The organism is Sphingobacterium sp. Mn56C, from assembly GCF_049319645.1.
Taxonomy (GTDB): Bacteria; Bacteroidota; Bacteroidia; order Sphingobacteriales; family Sphingobacteriaceae; genus Sphingobacterium.
This window is the reverse complement of record NZ_JBMOUC010000002.1, coordinates 323,414-345,226: the sequence shown is the minus strand read 5'-3', so window position 1 is coordinate 345,226 and position 21,813 is coordinate 323,414. Positions and strand designations below refer to the sequence as shown.

At 41.1% G+C, this 21,813-nt stretch carries 14 protein-coding genes; 4 read left to right on the top strand and 10 right to left on the bottom strand.

Annotated features, from left to right (window positions below; all coding sequences use genetic code 11):
• Positions 1-99: 99 nt before the first annotated feature.
• Both ACL9RF_RS08900 and ACL9RF_RS08895 read right to left on the bottom strand, forming a co-directional pair.
• Complete coding sequence (locus ACL9RF_RS08900) at positions 100-1,599, bottom strand: RagB/SusD family nutrient uptake outer membrane protein (RefSeq protein WP_422800261.1); 1,500 nt, start codon at positions 1,597-1,599, stop codon at positions 100-102.
• Positions 1,600-1,626: 27 nt separating this feature from the next.
• Positions 1,627-4,722 (bottom strand): SusC/RagA family TonB-linked outer membrane protein, encoded by a 3,096-nt coding sequence (locus ACL9RF_RS08895; protein WP_422800260.1) that lies wholly within the window; start codon positions 4,720-4,722, stop codon positions 1,627-1,629.
• A gap of 250 nt (positions 4,723-4,972) precedes the next feature.
• On the opposite strand from ACL9RF_RS08895, the gene ACL9RF_RS08890 reads away from it, so the two are divergent.
• The 4 genes from ACL9RF_RS08890 (at position 4,973) to ACL9RF_RS08875 (ending at position 8,853) form a co-directional block, all read left to right on the top strand.
• The gene (locus ACL9RF_RS08890; RefSeq protein WP_422800259.1) at positions 4,973-5,989 is read left to right on the top strand and encodes a LacI family DNA-binding transcriptional regulator; all 1,017 of its coding nucleotides are present in this window, start codon (positions 4,973-4,975) and stop codon (positions 5,987-5,989) included.
• A gap of 96 nt (positions 5,990-6,085) precedes the next feature.
• Complete coding sequence (gene kduI, locus ACL9RF_RS08885; RefSeq protein ID WP_422800258.1) at positions 6,086-6,931, top strand: 5-dehydro-4-deoxy-D-glucuronate isomerase; 846 nt, start codon at positions 6,086-6,088, stop codon at positions 6,929-6,931.
• A gap of 1 nt (position 6,932) precedes the next feature.
• On the top strand, positions 6,933-8,057 hold the full coding sequence (locus ACL9RF_RS08880) for a DUF4861 family protein (protein ID WP_422800257.1): 1,125 nt from the start codon (positions 6,933-6,935) through the stop codon (positions 8,055-8,057).
• Positions 8,058-8,082: 25 nt separating this feature from the next.
• A complete protein-coding gene (locus tag ACL9RF_RS08875) occupies positions 8,083-8,853 on the top strand; it encodes an SDR family oxidoreductase (RefSeq protein WP_422800256.1) in 771 nt (256 codons plus the stop codon).
• On the opposite strand, the gene ACL9RF_RS08870 is transcribed toward ACL9RF_RS08875, so the two are convergent.
• The 8 genes from ACL9RF_RS08870 to fabF all read right to left on the bottom strand — a co-directional run bounded on the left by ACL9RF_RS08870 (position 8,822) and on the right by fabF (position 21,813).
• Positions 8,822-9,736, bottom strand: coding sequence for a sugar phosphate isomerase/epimerase family protein (locus tag ACL9RF_RS08870; RefSeq protein WP_422800255.1), 915 nt, complete (start codon positions 9,734-9,736; stop codon positions 8,822-8,824). The genes ACL9RF_RS08875 and ACL9RF_RS08870 overlap by 32 nt on opposite strands.
• Before the next feature lie 2 nt (positions 9,737-9,738).
• On the bottom strand, positions 9,739-12,024 hold the full coding sequence (locus tag ACL9RF_RS08865; RefSeq protein WP_422800254.1) for a PQQ-binding-like beta-propeller repeat protein: 2,286 nt from the start codon (positions 12,022-12,024) through the stop codon (positions 9,739-9,741).
• Between the two features lie 14 nt (positions 12,025-12,038).
• The gene (locus ACL9RF_RS08860; RefSeq protein WP_422800253.1) at positions 12,039-12,968 is read right to left on the bottom strand and encodes a ThuA domain-containing protein; all 930 of its coding nucleotides are present in this window, start codon (positions 12,966-12,968) and stop codon (positions 12,039-12,041) included.
• Positions 12,958-14,454, bottom strand: a complete 1,497-nt coding sequence (locus ACL9RF_RS08855) for a RagB/SusD family nutrient uptake outer membrane protein (protein ID WP_422800252.1) — start codon at positions 14,452-14,454, stop codon at positions 12,958-12,960. The genes ACL9RF_RS08860 and ACL9RF_RS08855 overlap by 11 nt, the downstream gene beginning before the upstream one ends.
• Positions 14,455-14,486: 32 nt before the next feature.
• Positions 14,487-17,852, bottom strand: coding sequence for a TonB-dependent receptor (locus tag ACL9RF_RS08850; protein ID WP_422800251.1), 3,366 nt, complete (start codon positions 17,850-17,852; stop codon positions 14,487-14,489).
• Between the two features lie 89 nt (positions 17,853-17,941).
• On the bottom strand, positions 17,942-19,156 hold the full coding sequence (locus ACL9RF_RS08845) for a FecR family protein (RefSeq protein ID WP_422800250.1): 1,215 nt from the start codon (positions 19,154-19,156) through the stop codon (positions 17,942-17,944).
• Positions 19,157-19,179: 23 nt separating this feature from the next.
• Positions 19,180-19,713 carry a sigma-70 family RNA polymerase sigma factor gene (locus ACL9RF_RS08840; protein WP_422800249.1) on the bottom strand — a complete coding sequence of 178 codons (534 nt, stop codon included), beginning with the start codon at positions 19,711-19,713 and terminating at the stop codon, positions 19,180-19,182.
• Between the two features lie 855 nt (positions 19,714-20,568).
• Positions 20,569-21,813 (bottom strand): beta-ketoacyl-ACP synthase II, encoded by a 1,245-nt coding sequence (fabF, locus tag ACL9RF_RS08835; RefSeq protein ID WP_422800248.1) that lies wholly within the window; start codon positions 21,811-21,813, stop codon positions 20,569-20,571.

The window sequence follows — 21,813 nt, the reverse complement described above, 5'->3', positions numbered from 1 at the left end:
GTACCTACAATATGCTGAGGCACTCCTAAATGGAAAGCGCAGAAAAAAAAAGAGTAAACCACCCACTTTTGCGTAGTTTACTCCTTTATTTGCTATTTGTTAATACCCAGGGTTTTGATCAGCTTCTGTAATCATATCGTTCTGTTTAATTTCAGAATCTGGTATAGGATAACGGTTATGAAACTCCTTCAGCATTCCCGAGGCCTTAGCCCATGGGTTACGCTGGGAGACATATTTCACCAGGTTGCCTGTACGTATAAGGTCCATTCTTCGCCAGCCTTCAAAGCCCAGTTCCCGCATACGTTCGTCCATAATATAATCCCTCAACTGACTTTGGCTGTACCCCGCAAGGCTGTATGCTGCAGGGATATTATTTTTAAAAGCCCTTTTACGTACCGTACTATTTAGCAACTGTATGGCTTCATTAGTCTTGCCAAGCTCATTTAAACACTCCACTTTGGCGAGAATAATATCCGAAAGGCGCAAGTAGTAAATCAGTCCTCCAGAGTTCCAGAAGTTTTGTTTTCCTTGCGTTCTGCCATCTTCAAATTTACGGGTATGCGGCTCCAATTCATCCTGCTGCCCGGTCCAGGTAATCTTCGGTATGCGCCCGTCGGGTAGCGTAAAATCGTAACGTATACTCGCCAGCTTACGCGAATCACCAGGTTCCCAAACACCACCATTGGCAATATCATTATGGTAATAAGCCGTCGGCAAAATAAGGTCATAGCCACCGAAGGAGCAGTTTCCATCCAAGTCGGCCACCGCCCTGGAGCCCGCATGATGTTGCGCCATATTATTATCCGGATAGATATTTACAAATTGAAAGGCGTAAATCGATTCCGAAGAATTTTGATTCAAGGAGGTATTAAACAAATCTGCATAGTTGTCTAACAAGGCGTACTTCGGTATTACCTGATCAAAGTAACTGATAGCTTTTTCATAATTACGTATTTCTGTTGCCTGCGGTGCATACAGGTACACCTTTCCCAATAACGCTAAAGCCGCGCCTTTTGTAGGTATCTTTTTATCGCTTTCCTGGTCTTGTAAATGCATGCTCGCATATTCCAGATCTTGAATCACAAACTGGAAAACATCCTTTTCAGGTTGTCTGGATTCGCGCATATTATCCATATCGATAATTGGTATAGGGCCCCATAACATGGCCAGTTCAAAAGTTAAGGTTGCCCGAATAAAGCGAGCCTGTGCTTGCAAGGCCGGAGTTTTGGCATACTTTACTGCTTTAGCAGCAGCGGTAATAACAGGCCACCTTTTGCTCCATTGTTCCGACAAGGAAGTGTTTGCCGCGTTAAAGCCACTGTTGTAGCTATCCAATGCACCCTGAACGCTACTTTCCAGCACCTGCAGGCTACCCTGTTTCGCCTCATCACTACCTAAGGAAAACATAAAGCCCCCGCGATCCTGTTTGGTATTTCTCCATTGCGTATAAAGGCCAGATATCAACAATTTAATATTATTATCATCGCCATAAACCTGTTCCTCAGTCAACATTGTTTTAGGCATTTCTTCCAACGAACAACTATGTACAAGAACCAGCAAGCATAGTCCGGTTAAAGATTTAAATATTTTAGGAATCATGTCAGTCAGATTTAAAAAATTAAAATTTTATAAGTTTACATTTAAGCCAAACACAAACGTTCTTGCCGTAGGGTACCAATCCCCATTTTCAGGGTCATATCCTTTGTACTTGGTCACATTGAATAAATTATTGCCCGATAGGTTAATACGTAAACCATTCAGACCAATTTGCTTTAAAGCCGCTTTTGGAATATCGTAAGCTAGCGATAAAGTCGCTAAACGCAGGAAGCTGGCATCCTGTAAACCCCAAGACGTGTCGCCGGCAGAGAAACGTGCCGCATTATCGTAGGTAGCACGCGGAATGTTGGAGCTTTGGTTTTCCGGGGTCCATCTTTTCAGCATATCCTTATGTGCAGGGCCATACCCTGTACCATTCATTAAGCCCTCATAAAAGCCACTGATAGCCTTAGCACCATAACTATACACCAATACAGCATTTAAACTAAGCGCTTTATAACTTACATTAGTAGAAAAACCACCGTAAAATTTAGGGTCTTTTTTACCAACGATTACACGGTCATTTTGGTCAATAATACCATGCCCCGGTTGTCCAGGTGCCTGTTGGTCTTTGGGAAGAATATCTCCAGGCTCCGGCGTTTTACCCGACCAGTTCATCCCTTTAACATAGTCCAAATCCGACACCTGCATAATTCTGTCGAATTCCCACATATAAATATTATTTATCGACTGTCCGATAAAAAAATTGCCTTCGCGTTGGATCTCTGTACGCGTATACCCACCCAAATTATAAATGGCATCTACATTACCGAATAATTTGGTCACCTTATTTTTGTCGAACGACAGGTTGGTTGCTAAACTCCATTTGAAGTCTTGCTTGTTCACAATTTTCCCTTCAATTGTAAATTCCATGCCTTTATTAGTCATCTCCCCAATATTTACAATTGCCGCTCCATAACCGGTAAGTGTGCTTAAGGTACGCCTCATCAGCAAGTCAGAATTTACAATATCAAAATACTCGGCTGTAAAAGACAATCTATTGCTCCATAGTGCAACATCCAAGCCTATATTAAGTTGTTTCTGTCTTTCCCAACTAATATTTGGTGTCCCTCTGACATTGGTTGAATTAAAGTTAACACTGCCATTTGTATAAGCAGGAGAATAAAGGCTATAGAAAGCAAAGTCGGGAATACGCTGATTACCCACCTGTCCATATCCAGCTCTAAGTTTCAACAAACTTAAAAAATCAGCATCCTTTAAAAACGCCTCATTTCTAAGGTTCCAAGCCAGCGCTAGGGAAGGAAACAAACCCCAACGGTGGCCCCTAGCAAATTTTGAAGATCCATCGTATCGTCCGGTTACGGTAGCGAAGTACCTATTATCATAATTGTAGTTTGCACGCGCGACATACGACATAATCGTTGCATTATAAAAGTCGGAGCCTAACACGAAGTTCGGTTTATCGTATGCAGCACCTAAGTTATAATATCCAAAATCGTCAATAGGAAAATCACGCGCTGCCACATTCGTATAATCCCTTTTCATCCTGCTATAATTTGTAGCAAGTAAACCATCAAAACTATGCTTGTTTAAGGTTGTTGCATACGTAATGGTATTATCCCACTGGAAGTTATTACTATGGTCAAAGTTATGGGTAGCCTTGCCTTTATACGACTCGCGTTTCGCCTGTTGGATGTCGCTAGGAATATATTCGTAATACTTTGACTGGGTAAGGTCTACAGAGAAAGTAGAGCGAAAATTTAAGCCAGGAATAGGGTTTATATTAATATAGTTAGAAGATAATAGTTTATTACGGAACCTATCCTTATCTATTTTCAGGGTGTTAAAAGGGTTTTCCATGTTTACATCCCAATTATTTCCCCAGGCCAGCCGTAGCGAGTCTGTAGATAAAGGCAGTAAAGGGTTAGCGTTTTGAGCGACACCAAATACCTTCCCGTCGGTATAGTTATCAACCGTCGAGACATAAGATGTATTCGTACCAACTTTTAACCAAGGTTTAATTTCACGCTCTGCATTTAAGCGACCAGAGTAACGTTTATAGTTTGATTTTTTTACCAATCCCTCTCTGTTATTGTAACCAAAGCTCATAAAAAAACTCCCCTTGTCACTACCACCAGAAAATGCTAAAGCATGATTTTGTTCTACTGCCGTTCGCGTTACGGCATCCAGCCAATTATACGATTCTCCATTTTTATAGCTTTCCCTTTCATAGTCGGCAAACCATAATTTTCCGGGGCCAAATAACTCTTTGTCAATAAAGTCCTGGCGCGTTGAACCAGGGTTTGCATCGTAAAATTTCTTACCCACAGAATTGGAATTCTCAAGTGCATCAATCCGCAATTCATAGCTATCCTTTGCACCTAAGGTAAGATCCGTATTGGTAAATTTATGTACCCCTACCCAAGCATCATAGCTAATTTTCCCCTCACCAGCACTTCCTTTTTTCGTTGTAATTAATACCACCCCTTGGGCGCCACGAGAGCCATACAAGGCGGTGGAGGAGGCATCTTTCAAAATATTTACCGAGGTAATATCACTAAGATTTAACATATTAAAATCTTCTTCCATCACAATTCCATCGACTACATAAATAGGATTACCCCCATATTGCATGGAGTTATTTCCCCGTATTTTTATCGTTGCGTCGCCGCCGGGTTGTGGGTTAGTTTTTATAAACACACCCGCAGCTTTACCCTGTAAAGCATCGTTGATATTGGTAACAGGTCTTTCATTTAGGGTCGCCTCATTAACATTAACGACAGCACCAGTTAAGTCGCTCTTCTTCAGGGATGCCCCGACAACAATAACCTCCTCCATGGTCTTATTCTCGGCTTTTAATACCAAGGTTAGCTCCGTTTGCCCTTGCAGGGTAATACGTTGCGATTGATAACCTATACTACTAACAAGTAGCGTTGCATTGGCCGGTCTATCCAGGTTAAATCGGCCTTTTTGGTCTGTTGATGTTGATTTCTTCGTGCCAGAAATAGTAATAGTCACATTGCTGATAGGTTTATGCAGGCTATCGGTTACTACGCCCTTTAAGGTTTGCTGGCCCCATGCATGGCCATGCAGTAGAATGAATAGCAGCGCATAAAAAAACGCCTGAAGAGGGCGTATTTTACGAAAAATACGATAACGTTTCATGATTAGATGGTTTAATTTTTGGTTAGTTTTTTGAAAGGATAAATATAAAGGCTATTAAGTCGCTGATGGATAGATTATATTATTTATTGAATGGACAAAAAGGGGATAAATAATACGGTGCAAATAGTATATCGTTAAAACATTGAGTTTATAACTATGAAATTATTATCTTTATAAGAGTATAAGCCTATAACTTAACGAACAATCGCAACTAATAACCACTTTATTTTTATATTTATATTCCGCTCCAATGACACTGAAAGAACTAGCCCAAAAACTGGGATTATCTGCTTCTACTGTATCTAAAGCTCTTAACGATAGCTACGAAATTAGCAACGATACCAAACAGCGTGTCCGTGATTTGGCAGATATGTATAAGTACAAACCCAATATTCTGGCCAAAAGTCTAAAAACTGGGCGTAGCAATACCATTGGTGTTATCATTCCCTATCTATCCAACCCCTTTCAATCGCAGATTTTAGAGGGAGCACATCAAGCGGCATACGACAGTAACTATAAGCTGATATTTATGCAGAGCCGCGAAAATATCGAGCTCGAGCAAGACTCGCTACAGGCTTTATGTATGCAAAACATTGATGGTATTATTATTTCACCCTGCGCCAACAGCTGTGTAAAATACCTCAAACAAATTTCCCTGCAGGTACCTCTTGTTTTGGTAGATCGTATAGATTATGATTTGGATACACATAAAATAGGTGTTGATAATGAGAAGGGAGCGTATTTAGCCACGCAGCATCTTATTGATATGGGGCGAAAGGATATATTACTTTTAAGTGTTCAAAATATCGGCGTCACGAATAAACGTATTGTCGGATACAAAAAAGCCTTATTGGCCAACTACCTGGATTTTAAAGAAGAGTATATTATATCCGTAGAGTATGAGCAAGCTAAGGACAATCTTATAACGAATCTGACCCATCTATTAGCCAAAAAGCTAAACGAATTTAACCATCCTATAGGGCTGTTGGGCACAACAGATACCCTAACCGTGGGCTCCTTAGGTATACTATCCAATTTGGGGGTGGCCGTGCCAGAGCAGGTTGCGGTGGTGGGTTTTGCGAATACTGAGGCTGCCGATTCGATGAATCCGGCATTATCTACAGTGGTACAGCCGGCGAAACAAATGGGTTATCAGGCGGTGGAGAAGCTTGTCGAGCTTATACACCATAGAAAACGTCTACATGCAGATTTTGATACCATTGTATTGGAATCAACGTTGGTACCTCGGAAATCCACTGTATCGTAAAAGGTATTGGCGTTTTCGAAATCGATTTCGTAGTTAAAACCGAGTTACTGTTGCTTTGTTTCCTATTTTAAGCATATTGTAACATAAATTATTACTATGGAATTAACTTTTGAAAGTAGGTATGCAATCGGACCGAATGAATGTAAGCACCTGGATACTGCCGGCCTTCGGGAAAATTTTCTGATTGATCAATTATTTTGGAAAAACCGCCTGCACTTTGTCTACAGCCATTACGATCGGTATATGGTTGGTGGAGCCATGCCTGTAGATGAGGAGGTTAAATTAGAAACGATAGCGCCTTTATTGAAAGAGCCTTATTTTTTAGCACGTCGCGAACTGGGAATTATTAATGTGGGTGGCGCAGGTCAGGTTATTGTGGATGGCGAGGCCTATACCTTAGACCATAAAGAAGCCCTTTATATTGGTAAGGGTGCGGTGGAGGTATTTTTTAAGAGTAATGACCCCTATAAACCTGCCAAATTTTACCTTAACTCTACGCCAGCACACCACCATTACCCGACAAAAAAAGTGACAAATGCTGAGGCACATAAAATTGAACTCGGCTCTTATGAGACAGCAAATCATCGGGTTATAAACCAAATGTTGCTACATACAGTCATTGAAACCTGTCAGTTGCAGATGGGGATGACAGCCCTACAGACGGGATCGGTATGGAATACTATGCCGGCGCATACACATGACCGTAGAATGGAGGTTTATTTTTATTTCGATGTGCCCGAAGGGCAGGCTGTATCCCACTTTATGGGGCCTGTAAATGAGACACGCCATATTTGGCTACAAAACGAACAGGCGGTTATTTCACCACCATGGTCTATACATGCAGGAGCAGGGACAAGCAATTATACTTTTATTTGGGGCATGGCGGGCGAGAATATGGATTATGATGATATGGATAAATGCAATATATCAGCACTACGTTAATATGAGAAGATTGTTTTTAACTTTTATGTTGGGCGTATGCCTGAGCGGTCAGGGATGGTCGCAGCAGCAGCGTCAGATTATTGTGTCTAATTCAGATACGTATGATCGAAAGGAAATAGTGGTTATACCCTACGAAAATTTTGTGCAGCACTTTCAGGTGGATTCCATTTTTACAGTGCGGGATACCAAGGGTCAGGTTATAGTGCATCAATTGGAAAAATTGGGGCAGCAGAAACCGCAGCATGTATTGCTACAGGTTGCTGTACCTGCAGGCCAGCAGCAGGTACTCCATGTCGCTCCTGAAGCAGCACCCGCAGTTGCATCAAAGACGTATGCACGTTATGTGCCCGAACGTTTAGACGACTTTGCCTGGGAGAATGATGTGGTAGCGTTTCGTTTGTATGGGAAAGCATTGGAAGGCCATAAAGATGATGCCCAAGGGATGGATTACTGGGCGAAGAGAACGGATCGTTTAATTATTGATCATTGGTACAAAACGAATGATTACCATAAAGATCATGGCGAGGGCCTAGATTATTATTCGGTAGGGCAAACGTTAGGTGCAGGCGATATGGCGCTGTTCTTGGATAAGGAGGTGCAGTATACTTGGCATTACCGCGGACATCAGGTTTTGGATAATGGTCCGCTGCGTACAACATTTAGGTTAGACTATGAACCTCAGGTCATAAAAGGCCAGAGGGTGGCATTTCAAAAAACTATTTCATTGGATGCGGGATCTAACTTCAATAAAATACAAATAGACTTGAACAATAAAGATCGGCAGCGCACGCCCATTGTGGTCGGTGTCGCAAAGCGGAAGGAAGATAATCCGGCCCTTACGGTAGCAGCCGATGGATCTACATTGGCCTATTGGGAGCCCGATATGGATGGGCACGGTCGTACGGGTGTCGCTTTAATTTTGCCATTTAAAGGGGCGAAGTATCATCCTGACCGTAAAGAACAGGCATTATTGGCTACGCATATAGACAATGGCACCCCATTTATTTATTACAATGGCGCTGCCTGGGATAGAGCCGGAAAAATAACCACTGCACAGCAATGGAACGACGCTGTAGAAGCTTTTAAACACCGCGTAAAAAGCCCACTTACTGTTCACCTTAAATAATAAAGAATAATAAAGAAAAAGTATCATGTCATTACATCAATCATTTGATCTTACCGGAAAAGTAGCCCTCGTTACGGGCTGTAAACGGGGTATTGGAAAAGCTATTGCCGAAGGGTTGGCGGAAGCTGGGGCAGATATTATTGGCGTGTCGGCAACATTGCCTGTGCAGGGTTCCGATGTAGCCGAAGCCGTAAACGCTTTGGGTAGGAACTTCTATGCCTACCAGTGTGACTTTTCGAAGCGCGACAATTTATATTCCTTTATTAAACAAGTAAGGGAGGAACATCCGCAAATCGATATACTTTTTAATAATGCCGGTAATATACTGCGGAAGCCTGCAGCAGAACATCCCGATGCTTATTGGGATGAGATTATTGAAATCAATCAAAATGCGCAGTTTATCCTTACCCGAGAAATTGGTAAGGATATGCTGGCGCGTGGGTATGGAAAAATTATATTTACGGCTTCCTTATTATCATTCCAAGGCGGTATAAACGTACCCGGCTATGCTGCATCCAAGGGTGCTATCGCATCGCTTACCAAAGCTTTTGCCAACGAGTGGGCATGCCAAGGTATTAATGTAAATGCTATAGCACCCGGATATATTGCTACCGACAATACCGAAGCCCTGCGCAAGGACACTAGCCGAGCAACGGCTATCCTCGACCGTATCCCTGCCGGACGCTGGGGCGAACCGCAGGACTTTAAAGGCCCTGCTGTATTTCTTGCCTCCGATGCTGCAGCCTATGTACAGGGTACCATACTTACCGTCGATGGGGGCTGGATGGGTAGATAGCTTGTAAGCTATCTGCAATCAACGTATCGGTAAGTTTTTCAAAGTCTATCAGTTGTTCATTAGGGCTCCATTGCTCCAGGCAGTAGATACCCTTGAAGCCCAAACTTTCGGCTAGCTCGATGCATCTTTTATAGTCATAACTTAGGCTCTGGAAGGTGCTATCGACATCCTTAATTTTGGCCGATATCATATACGCATAAGGTATTATTTTCGCTAACGATTCGTACATCCCCTCTACCGGATAATTGCCAAAGTCGGGTAGCGTATAATGATTTGGCCCCGATTTTTTTAAGATCTCTATATGTTTATCCGGATCCATTTCGATACCAAAATGGTTCTCTGACAGCAATATCAACTTTTTGGAACGGGCATAAGCACTAATTTCCTGCATAGACTTTATACTTTGGTCGATGTGCCCATTTGCACGACCCGGGTTAACGCGTACCGCCCTGGAGCCCAAAAATGCTGCTGCATCGACCCAGTTTTTTACCAATGATAAGCTGCTTTTTCGGCGTGTTTCATCTGTCGAAGCCAGGTCATAGTCTACATCTACCTGCACGTTAATTAACGTACTTCCCTGCTTTTTAATTTGAGCTTTTAGTTGGTTTAAGTAATTCGGCTGTAACGATTCAAAATGCTCGCTCCAGAATTCAATTTGGTTTATTCCGAAACGGTCTTTATAATATGTAGGAATTTCCAATAAGGTTAAAGGTCCGTTTACGGGCGTAATGGTTTTAGGTTTTGTTTGTATAAACCTATCCCGGAAAATTACAGTGCCGAGACCAATTCTATCCATTTTTCGAGGATTAAAACGTATCATACTGCTCGAAAATCCTACAGTAAGTAGTAAGCCGGAGGAAAGTAGAAATTGTTTTCTATTCATAATTAACTCTTTTTTAAGGAAAACACGATATAGGCTCCTTTTGTTGTTTTAGGTTTTGTCGTGTTTTGCGATGATTTATAACTTAGAGGCTGCGTAGTCGTGGCGTTGACAACAATATAATCTTTACCATTGCGGCTGTAAAAGGAAGGAAGAGCCTCTGAAGTTAAAGGGAGCTCATGTTTCCATATTTCCTTACCATCTGCGCTATTATAGGCATAAATAAATCCATCATTGGCCGTAGCAAATAATATCCCGGACGATGTGACTAACATGCCCTTACGCTGAGCACCATTGGGTACACCGGTGTTTTTAAAACCCTTCCGTGCCGCATTAGGATCTGTTCCTAAGGGTGTTTTCCATAAGATACTACCCTTATTCAAATCGTACGCTACGATATACGACCATGGAGGCGTTAATACATGAGGTAATTCCAAGCCATAGCCCGTAACATACCTATTTATGGGAGTATCGGTTATATGAGAGGGGTAATAAACGCTACGATTTCGGTTTACAAATTCGCGTCCTGGATGTTGGTCGAAGGCCGCATTTTCTGCCACCAGCAACGGGTTTTTGCTAGGAGCATTTTCCACCGTTTTAGCTGTAGCGCCAGCCTGTTCCAAGGTATTTAAGTAAGCGTACATGGTTTTCACAGCATTTTCATCGAGGTGTTGAAATGCAGGCATCTGTCCCTGGCCTGTTTCTACTAAACCCTTAAACTTCTGGAAGGACATTTTTTTTCCTATTTGAACCAAGGCGGGGCCAATTTGTCCGCTACCACCTGCAGCATGGCAAGATTTACAATACAAATTATAAACCGATAGTCCTTGTTTTAGGGTGGCATCCTGTTGTGCTGCTGCTGGGTTGGCCTGCCTGGGTATATGAGGTATAGCTTTTTGCAATTTATAGAAAGATGCAAAATCCTGCGACATCACATATACAATACCTTTTTCGGGATTGGAGGCCGTATTTCCAAAGCTTGCTCCGCCAACAGCACCCGGCGAGCTAATTGTTTCACGATCTAATTCCAGCGGTGTATAAAACCCATTTGCTGCTGCCGCTACGCGTAACAGTACCGAGTCATATTCAGATTTGCTCAGCAGGATATCCGAAATAGCATTTTCATCGACATACTGGCGGTTAAAGGGGGGTACAACAGTAGGAAAAGGCTGTGTAGGCGCCGCCTTCTCTCCAGGTACTTTGCTCGCTGGCACACTTCTCTCCTCTATAGGCCATAGCGGTTTTCCCGTTACGCGGTCGAAAACAAATAGAAAACCCTGTTTGGAGGCCTGTGCCACAGCATCGATTGTTTTGCCTTCATGTTTTACCTGAATAAGCTGGGGTGCTGCCGCAAGGTCATAATCCCATATATCGTGGTGCACGGTTTGGAAATGCCACCGGTAAGCCCCCGTCTCGGCATCCAATGCTAATAACGAGTTGCCGTATAGGTTATTGCCCGGGCGGTCGGCACCGTAATAATCGTAGGTAGGGGCGCCCAGCGGAAAATAGGCGATTCCTCTTTTCTCATCTACAGTAATCTCGCCCCAGACATTGACACCACCGGCATACTGGTAAGCCCCCTTAGGCCAGCTATCATACCCTTTTTCTCCTGGCTGTGGAATGGTATGGAAGGTCCATGCCAGTTTTCCGGTAACGACATTAAAAGCACGTAAATGTCCCGGAGTAGAAAAAAGGCCCTCCCCAGGTGAGGACCCCAAAAGGATAAGATTTTTATAAATCCTCCCCGGTGTTGAGGGCTGTGTTCGGCCCACTTTAGTGGTATCGATACCCAAGCCTATATTTAAGGATACAATCCCCTTATCGCCAAAATCTAAAATAGATTTTCCAGTAGTGGCATCGATAGCCTGTAGGGTATTGCGAATAGTAAAGAGTAGCCTTTTGTCTTTGCCATCCGCACTTTCCCAATAATTTAATCCCCTTCTGGTGATGCCATTAAGGTTGCCATGTATCCACAATTCCCTGCCGGTATCTACATGTAAAGCAACCAAAGAATTATTATGTGCCAACACATACATGATACTATCCACGACAATAGGGTTAAATTGGTAAGATGCATTGTCTGTAAGTTCGTAAGCCCATTCTACGGATAAGTTATGGATATTATCTAAGGTAAGCTCCTGTGTTTCGACATATTTGGACTGGTCAGGCATGCCACCATATTCCCACCATTGATTTTTCCTTCGGTAATCTTTATCCGAGGAATGGCATGCCACAAAAGCCATGGCTACTGCCAGCATAGCTTGCAGTAGCCAAATATTCCGTTTAAACATTAGTATGTTGCCGTTTATTCGTTTACAGAAAAATTAGCTGGCAATGGAGCCACGATTCCTTCTTTTGGAATATCCAAGCCTGCAATCCACGCAATACCATTTAGGAGATACTTTCTATAGTCCTCAATAGCCATATTCGAATGAAAATCAATGCCACCCATCATTAAACCCCGCCCCACATCACGCTGGTAAGCCCAAGATGCCACCTGCTGTGGCAGTACGGTCTTCTCGGCTTTGGCATAAAGCAAATCTGTACGCTGTGGATCACCAGCTAATACCATATACTTACAAAATATTTCATCTTTATACTCCCAAGGTTTTACCCCATTCAATATAGGGTGTTTTTGTGCTGTTGGAGACTGCGGTAGACTAACCTTCCAGTTGTCCGTTGGGTTGGTAGAGACCCCTTCCACCCATAAGCCACCGACCCATTTCACATAATAACCCCTTGCAGTCCAGTTTTCTACATGGCTAGCGAAATGGAATACAGCCACACCTAACCCTTGCTGGGTAAGGCTGTCCAGCTGCTGCAAAAACTTTAATGTTTCAGCATCATAGGTTTTACCATCCGTAGTGGGTGCTTGAGGAAATAAAGGGTGCGTTTCATTTGGACTACGGTCGGAGCTGCTTAAAATAATTAGGGCAGCGGCATCTTTATAGATATTAATGTCGCGTGGTGCTTTGCCAACATACACCTCGGTGGTAATACCTTTAAGATTTGTCGCATTTTCTAATCCATAGGCCAGCACACGTAAATCTTTCTCATATTCATGTCGGCCCGGACGCCCATGATCCTTTGGCCCTGATAGAAAGATGATTTTCTTTTTTTTAGGGGGTTGCTGGCTGTACGCATTTGAAAGACATAGGCTACAGAGTAGACCTACTACTAGGAGTGTTCTAACACGCCATAGCAAGGTTCTGATGTTGATTGTTTTAATATCCATTGTTTTGTTTTAAATTGGTGTTATTTCTAATTTCGGCAGTTGGAATGGGGAATAGCAGCTCTCTTTCGGTTAAGCGGGGACCATAGCTAAACGTATGTCCAACAAAGTTTTCGAATTTTTTAGTTTTCACATTAAAGGCTAAGCGTAGTCGAGCCATGTCGAACCATGTTTTGTTTTCAAAACTAAGTTCATACCATCTTTCTTGTAAAATCGCTATGCGTAATTCCTCTTTTGATAGCCCTTGAAGATCCGGCAGTTCGGCTCTTTTACGCAGCAGATTAACCGCATCATATATGTCAGTCGTAGGACCGAAAACTTCATTTCCTGCTTCGGCAAATGTTAACAATACATCGGCATAACGTAGGAGAGGCCAATTCATATGGCTTCGTGCAGTACGTTCTTGTGCCTCTACATCAAAGAGTTTATAAATGTAATAATTGCCTAAATCTTTGCTATTATTTCTATTAGACGCTAAGGTATACTCTTTGTAGTAAAATTGTTTTTCTGCTCTGCGGAGGTCATTTTTTGCATAAGATTCTACAAAATCACGGTTAGCAAAAATGGCTCCTGTTTGATCTGCGTACACAGAAATTCCACCATTATAGGGTATAATAGAAGTTTGCCAGCCTGCGGGTTGATGGTTGGCTGAAAACTGTACCATAAAAATATGCTCGTCTATGTTTTTTTTAGCTGGATTGTGTAGATCCATGTAGCTTGAGAAGAGTTTTGATTTTTTAGATTCTATGACTTCCTTAGATTTGTGGAATGCTTTCTCATAATATTCTTTCCCTCCCTGTAGCGGATATCCTGCCATGGTAAGGTAAACATTTGCTAATAATGTTTTTGTTGCAAGCAGGCTTACTCTTCCCGTAAGATCTGTTATGGGCAAGCCGGCGTTTTCTGCGAATAATAAGTCCTGTTCAATGCGGGTATAAATATCTTTTAACTCCGCTTGTTGTGGATACATTTCCGATGAATTCAGATCAATAGACTTTGTTAATAAAGGTACTTTCCCAAAAATGCGCACTAGGTTGAAGTAATAATATGCACGCAAAAAATGAACCTCTCCAAGGTATCGGGCTTTTAAAAGCTCATCCATTTCAATTTCGGGGATTTTCTGTATGGCGAGGTTTGCATTAGCAATACCCCGATAACTGCTTACCCAATAACTGTTGCCATAACTATTATCTGAATTATTAATAAGATCCTTTACGAAGATACTGTTCATTGCTTGGCCAAGTTCAGTGTCTGCCAATCCGGTAGCAAATTCCAGCATCATCCATGGGGCACCACCAAAGCCGCCGCCGGTAGTGGTTTTTAAGGCATCATATGTTGCATTGGTAATACCTAATGCATGTTCAGGTTTTGTAAAATAGTTTTCTACCGTAAAGTTTGATCTATCCGATTCATCTAAAAAATTCGTGCAGCTACCCAAGGAGAGTGTTAACAGGAGGCAAAAAAATAATCTATATAACGTGCTTAACATTGCTTGTTGTTTTAAGTAATAAAATGGGTTTATTAAAGAGTTATGTTTAAACCAAACATAAATACCCGTGGTCTAGGGTAATCATATGCTACTACTCCCTGTTGTAAAGGGTTTGCTGATGTTGATGATCCGGGATCGTATCCTGGATACTTCGTTAACAAAAACCAATTTTGAATGGAAGCATACATTTTTATGCGCTCGAGGTGTAGTTTTTTACTGATGTTATTCGGCACGTTATAGGCTAACAAAAGGTTACGTCCTCGAACAAAGGAGCCGTCCTTAATTCGTTGCGAGTCTTCATTGGTATTGTAGCCCGCTGCAATAGGCCTTAGTTGGGCAATATTACTGTTTTGGTTTTGGGGTGTCCAGGCCTCTAATACAGTTTTAAAACTATTGGCTATACCTTGACGATCTTGTAACGTCCCTTCATTACGATAATTTATATCCTTGCCGTATACGAATTCTAAATCTACAGTAAGACTGATATTTTTATATTGAAATTTGTTTAAGAACGTACCAAAACCATCCGGAATACCTTTTCCAATTATTACCCTATCCAAATCATTAATAGTACCATCTTTATTCACATCGGCATACTTAACATCGCCAGGTTTTTTGAAGTATTTTGCTGCTTCAGCTTGCTCATGCTCTCCCCATGTGCCCAGGTGTTTATATCCGAAAAAAGAGCCAACAGGTTTTCCTTCACGAATTATAGTAGATCCTTGAAAAATATCACTTCCACCTGTTAGGGCTAAAACTTTATTCTTGTTACGAGAAATATTAAATGTAGTAGACCATAAAAAATGTTCGTTTTTAATGTTGGTCGTTTCTATACCAAGCTCAATACCTTTATTCTCCATACTGCCAATATTTTTCGTTACTGTAGTATATCCACTGCTCCCCGGCACTGGAGCACTTAGTAACATATCGGTAGTTTTTTTGTGGTACACATCAAACTCTAATAACACGGTATTTTGAAATAGCCCTATTTCCAAGCCGGCATCCAACTGTGCCGTTTTTTCCCATTTAAGGTTAGGGTTTGCCAATCTATTGATCCCGGTTCCGGAGGCAAGCGCATCATTAAAAATTACGCTGTAATTCGCCATTCCCGCCAAGGGTTGATAAACAGGTATTTCAGAGTTCCCTGTAACGCCATAACTTGTTCTTACTTTAAGGTTGGTTAGTTTAGTATGGTTACGTAAAAAGTCTTCTTCAGAGATTTTCCATGCCAATGCTGCCGAGGGAAAGAATGCAAATTTATTGGCGGCTCCAAATTTTGATGAGCCATCGTAACGTCCGGTAAAGGTGGCTAAGTATTTATTCTTTAAGCCATAATTTAGACGTCCGAAGTAAGAATTCAAACCATATGCGCTCGTCGCAGAAGTAGGGAGCTGTGGGTTAGATCCTGCGCCAATATTATTATAAGAAAAATAATCGTCATTAAAGTTTCTGTTTTCAGCACGGATATTAAATTGGTCTATATGTTGCCACGCCAAGCCAGCCATTGCATTTATAGCGTGTATATTGGAAATGGTACGGTTATAGGTTAGGTAGTTTTCAAACTGCCATGAGTTGTAACGCGCATTATTAATCCAGGCAACACCGCCTTGATTTTTTGAAGTGATAAGGTTTTTACTGCTGTAATAGTTTGGGTTTTGGTTTATAATATTGCTACCTAACGTCGTACGTAGGTTTAGAAACTTAGAAAATTTAATGTTAGAAAAAACATTGCCTAAAAGCGTCTGTGTCTTTATCAGATATGTTCTGTCGGTAACCAACTGTACCGGATTTGGGAAGCCCTCCATCCCTTGATAGTGTTCATTACTTGCCCATGCACCGGATGGATATTTAACAGGAATTATAGGTACAGATTCCAGTACTGTTCGCATAGCCTGCCAACCATCAAATAACAGATCCACCTGATTTTCCTTTTGGTCATTATAACTTAACGTACCCCCAACATCCAACCAATTTTTTAATTTTCCATCGAATACAAATCTTGCAGCATACCTTTTTAAGGAAGAATTAAGTGCAATTCCTTGTTCGTCTCTATGATTAAGAAAAATGCCGTAACTCAAATCTGTATTTCCTTGTGTAAAACCAAGTTGGTGATTATGGCTTGGTGCCGTACGGAACAGTTCATTTTGCCAATCCGTGTCGTAAAGAGGATTTCCATTCGCATCAAACAACAAAGGGTTTGTTCGTTTTGTTTTCGGGTTGGTATATCGACCCGCATTCCATCCAATAGGATCGAATTTCTCGGCATTTCGATAAGCAATTTCTTCAATCTCAAGAAACTCCTTTGCGTTCAACATATCAAGTTTTTTGGGCAATACACCGATGCTGAGCTCCCCATTATAACTTATAGCACCCGCGCCAGATTTACCACGTTTTGTACTTACCAATATAACACCGTTAGCACCTCGTGCGCCATAAATTGCTGTTGCAGAGGCGTCCTTCAGTATTTCTATAGATTCAATGTCGTTGGGGTTAATATAATCAATAGGCGTACTTCCATTTTCTAAGGCTGCGGTATTTAATATTACGCCGTCGATAACATAAAGGGGGTCATTGGCAACACTAACAGACGTGTTTCCCCGAATAGAGATGCTTGCCCTACCACCAGGTCGCCCTGAATTAATTGCGACATTAACCCCTGATACTCGGCCGGAGAGGCCCTGATTTAATGAAGATGCCGATCTTTCCTGCAAAGCCTCGCCTTTAATAGAACCTACAGCACCTGTTAAGTCTGATTTTTTCTGCGTGCCATACCCCACAACTACGATTTCGTCTAAATCGTTCATGCTCTCCTGTAGCTGTATATTGATAACAGCAGGACCAAGAAAAGGGACCTCCTGCTTTTCAAAACCTAATGCCGAGAATATTAAAGTTCCATTATTAAGGTCCGTAGAAATATTAAAATTACCATCGGCATCGGTAATATTACTTTTTTCAGTTCCTTTTATGCTGACGGTCACTCCGGGCATAGGTCGTTGATCTGTATGTGTCACCTTCCCTGAAATCTTTTTTTGTTGTTGTTTCTGTGATGGATTATTTTGCATCACTTTTTTGATGATAATGACCTCATTTCTTTTTATTTCATACGTTAGGCCGCTTTGTTTATCCAGGATCTCTTCTAAAATAGTAGATAGCATTTTTTCTTTAGCATCTAAGGATATTAGTGCATTTTCATTTAATATTGCATTATCATAAAAAACTGTCAACCCTGTTTCTTGACGTATTTTTAGAAATACTTGTTTTAAGGAAATTGATTTTCCAACAATTGTAATTTTTTTTTCCGCAATAGATTGCCCATGCAGCAGGGGCACTGCAAACGATGTCAATGCCAAGCTAATGGAAAAGAGACTCAATAGGAGCCGTTTAATTTTTTTAACCATGAAAGTGTATTTTAGTGTTTATAATTGTAGATCAGTGTAAACACAAGTGCATACTACTTTTGGGTGAATTGTTTTTTAAGTTTTTCTATTTAATTTTTCAAACTCCTCAAGACTAAGGTGTTGTATTTTTGCTCTGCAACTACATTTACAGACTCTCGTAGGTCGCTGAGGAAATTCTGAAGGTTACCTTTTTTCATGAAGCCAGATATTCGTATTTCGGCAACAGTAGGATCGTCGTAAGATAACTGCAAACCATACCAACGCATTACCGCTTCTTCAAGATTCTTTATCGGTAGGCCATTAAAATAATATATCCCTTTTAACCAAGCGATTTCTTCATCCAGTAAAACCTTTTCGTGGAAATAGCCCTTACGATTATGGAAGCTTACCGCTTGTCCGGGCACTAAAACTGTTCTAAAGGTTTCGTTTTCCATCGCCACAGAACCCTCAATTAAGGTGGTTTTAAAGGAACTATTGCTATAGGCATTAACGTTAAATTGAGTCCCCAAGACTTTTATACGGTGTCCTTGTACCTCCACAATAAACGGATGTTCAACATCTTTATGGATATCAAAATACGCCTCACCAAATAAACGTACCTGTCTGGTTATTTTACCATAGTCGGGTGCAATTACCAATTTAGAGGATGCATTTAACCTTATTATACTACCGTCAGATAAAACAACTTTATATTCTTTTTGGGCAGGAACAATTATGCTCAATTCATCTTTTAGAGCATATGAATGTGGCAGTAAAGACAAACTATTATCCGTTAGTTCAAATGGGAGATCACTTAAATTTCCATCTTTTTTTGATTCTAGATTGCCAAGGTGATATATTTTTTCATTTCCGATTTTAATCTGAATGGAATTCTTTTCGGCGATTTCTTTTTTTAAAGATTCTTCGGTACTCCTGGACCAATTTTCTATGGATGTGGGCATTTCTTCTTGCGTTTGCACCAGTTGTTTTTGCATGGAGTGCCGGTACTGTATAAACCAGCAAGATAGGGCTAGGATTAGTGCAGCTAAGGCAGCTATACCATAGATCATCTTAATGGGGCGTTTTTTTTCTTTACGATTGGGTGATATGCGTTGTTGTATAAGCTTGAAGTCAACTACGGGATCAATACTGCGTATATATTTGTCCATGTTTAAGCTGTTGGCTTCCTCTTGAATTTGATGCCATATCTTTTGAGTTTGCTCATCAGCAGTAATCCTATCCCATATCTTCTGTTTTTCAGAATCCGACAGATTACTGTAATGGTACTCGAGGAAAAGTTGTTGTATTTCGTTTTTACTTAGCATAATTCCATAGATAAAATAATGAACTAATAATCTTTTTTAGCCGCAACCTTTAGTGCGAGTTGGCGTAAATTTTTTAAGGCCAGTTTCAAATGGGTTTTTAAGGAGTTTACACTTATACCCATTTTTGCTGCGGCAGTTTTGTAAGGCATTTTATTTAAGTATACATAGGTTAATGCTTCCTTACGTTGGTGGGTAAGCCCCTTTAATGCAATCTCCATGGCGACCATTACGTCTTCGAGGTCGCCACTATCTTCACTTTCCCTTAATATTTCGTTGGACTGATCTTCCGTATAATCTGAAATTTTGTTGAGGTAAACTTCTTTGCGTTTTAATTCATTTAAACACCTATTGCGAACGGATTTGAATAGATATGCTTTGCGATCGCCTTGCCAACTTAAAAAACTTCGGTTTTCCCATATTTCTACATAAAAACTTTGGACAAGTTCTTTGGCTTCTTCTTCATCCTTCAAATAGAAGTTGGCATTTGCACAAAGTATTACGTAATAATCTTTGAACAGAGACGTATACAAAGCGAACGCTGTTTTATCTAGGGCCATAGTTTGACAGAGCTAGGTTAAAGGTTTTAGTAATTGGTTATCACGAATTTAATGATTTTTTTTTAAAATAGGGTATCTCCTAATAACTTCGTATACAAGTCCATATTTTAAGCCGCATACAGGATATAGGTATAGTTTCTTTTTAGCGGCTTTTAACAAAAACTTAATTTTTTGTTTATAGGAAGCACAGGAATATTTAGCAATTTTAGGATATCAACTAGCAACATCGCCAATTATGACCAGGGTTAATGGTTCAGTTGGTTAAACCCAGTCATTAGGTTTAGGTTTAGGGTTAGGTTTAGGTTTAGGGTTAGGATTTAGGCTATTTTACCGGAGAAGAACCTGAAGAAACATACAGTTGAAATTTATAGGGTATCTGGATTGGATTGTTAACGCAAATATGCCAAGGACTACCGAATCTTACCTACTCTTTTTAGCATACTATACTTGATATTTCATTCAAACAAAATCGATCTCATTCCTTCCCTTATAATTCGCTTAATTATCTGCATAAAAAGTCTTTTATGCAGATTTCTTTTTTTCCAAGCGGCAACCGGTTATTTTTTGTATAGAAATTGGGGCTGCTATGCACTATGCTAATTTAATGCTGACGCTATGTTTTGTTCAGGCACATTTTTCAAGTGGGCGAGCCTAGCGTTACATTTTATAATGCTAACACGTTGTATCAGGCTTATATAGCCAAATATTTAATTACTAGTTGTGGCTGTAGTAGAGGAGGAGGGATATGGGCATAGATCAAAGCAATAGAAATTCTTTTTCTGGAAAATATTCCTGATAAGAATCGGTAAGATGTATAACCGAACCGATTCTTATTCATAGCAGGAGCGACCCCTGTTAATCCGTAAATTTTTTAAAAATAGAACAAGCAACATGTCCGCCAAACCCAAAAGTATTACTCATGGCATACTTTATTTTTTTAGATTTTGCAGTGCCAAGCACAAAATCGAATTTACCTTTAAATTCAGGGTCAATTTCGGTGGTATTTATTGTTGGGGGAACGATATCCTCCTGTACAGCCTTTATACAAGCTATAGCTTCAATTGCACCGGCAGCTCCCAATAAATGCCCGGTCATGGATTTTGTAGCACTTACGGAAAGTTGTGGATTTGAAGCAAACATCCTTTCCACAGCCTTTAACTCGCTCCGATCACCCATTGGCGTAGAGGTGGCATGTGCATTCACATAATCAATTTCCGACGGGCTAATTTCAGCCTCCTCTAAAGCAAGGCGCATACCAAGGTAAGCACCATCACCCTCAGGATGGGTACCTGTAAGGTGGTAAGCATCGGCTGCTAATCCGCCGCCTACAATTTCGGCTAATATGTTAGCCTTTCGTTGTATCGCACTATCGTAACTTTCCAGAATCAAAGCCCCAGCACCCTCGCCCAATACAAAACCATTACGGTTTACATCAAAAGGTTTGGAGGCGCTAAGGTAATTATCATTACTGGTCGACAGTGCCTTAGAAGCATTAAATCCGCCGATTGAGCTTTCGGTAATGGACGCCTCAGAGCCTCCGGCAATAATGATATCCGCTTTACCCCAACGGATGTAGTTAAAAGCGTCGATAATAGCTGTATTACTCGCCGAGCAAGCTGCGGATGTAGTATAGTTTACACCGCGTAAGCCATACTTTATAGAGATAACACCAGAAGCGATATTGCTAATGCGTTTAGAAATAAAAAAAGGATTGAACCGCGGGATACCATTGCCCGCATTAAACGCACCAATTTGTTCTTCAAATGTCGAAACACCGCCATCTCCAGAAGCCCATATTACCCCGATGCGGTCCCTGTTTAAGCTGTCGAAATCCAATTGTGCCTGTGTTACAGCTTCCTGTACACTAGCAATGGCATACTGGGTAAAGAGGTCATATTTGCGTAATTCTGCTTTCTCAAAATACGGTGAAGGCTCAAAGCCAGTTACCTCGCAAGCGAACTTTGTTTTAAAGTTTGTCGCATCAAATTTTGTTATAGGCTTGGCACCACTTTTCCCGCTAACCAAAGCCGACCAAAAATCATTTACGGTATTTCCTAGAGGCGTAATTGCCCCAATACCTGTTATCACTACTCTTTTCAT

What these genes read in the sequence shown, in the direction of transcription:
- ACL9RF_RS08895 (WP_422800260.1), bottom strand. Translation starts at nt 4,722, where the DNA reads ATGAAACGTTATCGTATTTTTCGTAAAATACGCCCTCTTCAGGCGTTT.
- ACL9RF_RS08840 (WP_422800249.1), bottom strand. Translation starts at nt 19,713, where the DNA reads ATGGCCCTAGATAAAACAGCGTTCGCTTTGTATACGTCTCTGTTCAAA.
- fabF (WP_422800248.1), bottom strand. Translation starts at nt 21,813, where the DNA reads ATGAAAAGAGTAGTGATAACAGGTATTGGGGCAATTACGCCTCTAGGA.
- ACL9RF_RS08900 (WP_422800261.1), bottom strand. Translation starts at nt 1,599, where the DNA reads ATGATTCCTAAAATATTTAAATCTTTAACCGGACTATGCTTGCTGGTT.
- ACL9RF_RS08865 (WP_422800254.1), bottom strand. Translation starts at nt 12,024, where the DNA reads ATGTTTAAACGGAATATTTGGCTACTGCAAGCTATGCTGGCAGTAGCC.
- ACL9RF_RS08890 (WP_422800259.1), top strand. Translation starts at nt 4,973, where the DNA reads ATGACACTGAAAGAACTAGCCCAAAAACTGGGATTATCTGCTTCTACT.
- ACL9RF_RS08850 (WP_422800251.1), bottom strand. Translation starts at nt 17,852, where the DNA reads ATGGTTAAAAAAATTAAACGGCTCCTATTGAGTCTCTTTTCCATTAGC.
- kduI (WP_422800258.1), top strand. Translation starts at nt 6,086, where the DNA reads ATGGAATTAACTTTTGAAAGTAGGTATGCAATCGGACCGAATGAATGT.
- ACL9RF_RS08855 (WP_422800252.1), bottom strand. Translation starts at nt 14,454, where the DNA reads ATGTTAAGCACGTTATATAGATTATTTTTTTGCCTCCTGTTAACACTC.
- ACL9RF_RS08880 (WP_422800257.1), top strand. Translation starts at nt 6,933, where the DNA reads ATGAGAAGATTGTTTTTAACTTTTATGTTGGGCGTATGCCTGAGCGGT.
- ACL9RF_RS08875 (WP_422800256.1), top strand. Translation starts at nt 8,083, where the DNA reads ATGTCATTACATCAATCATTTGATCTTACCGGAAAAGTAGCCCTCGTT.
- ACL9RF_RS08845 (WP_422800250.1), bottom strand. Translation starts at nt 19,156, where the DNA reads ATGCTAAGTAAAAACGAAATACAACAACTTTTCCTCGAGTACCATTAC.
- ACL9RF_RS08870 (WP_422800255.1), bottom strand. Translation starts at nt 9,736, where the DNA reads ATGAATAGAAAACAATTTCTACTTTCCTCCGGCTTACTACTTACTGTA.
- ACL9RF_RS08860 (WP_422800253.1), bottom strand. Translation starts at nt 12,968, where the DNA reads ATGGATATTAAAACAATCAACATCAGAACCTTGCTATGGCGTGTTAGA.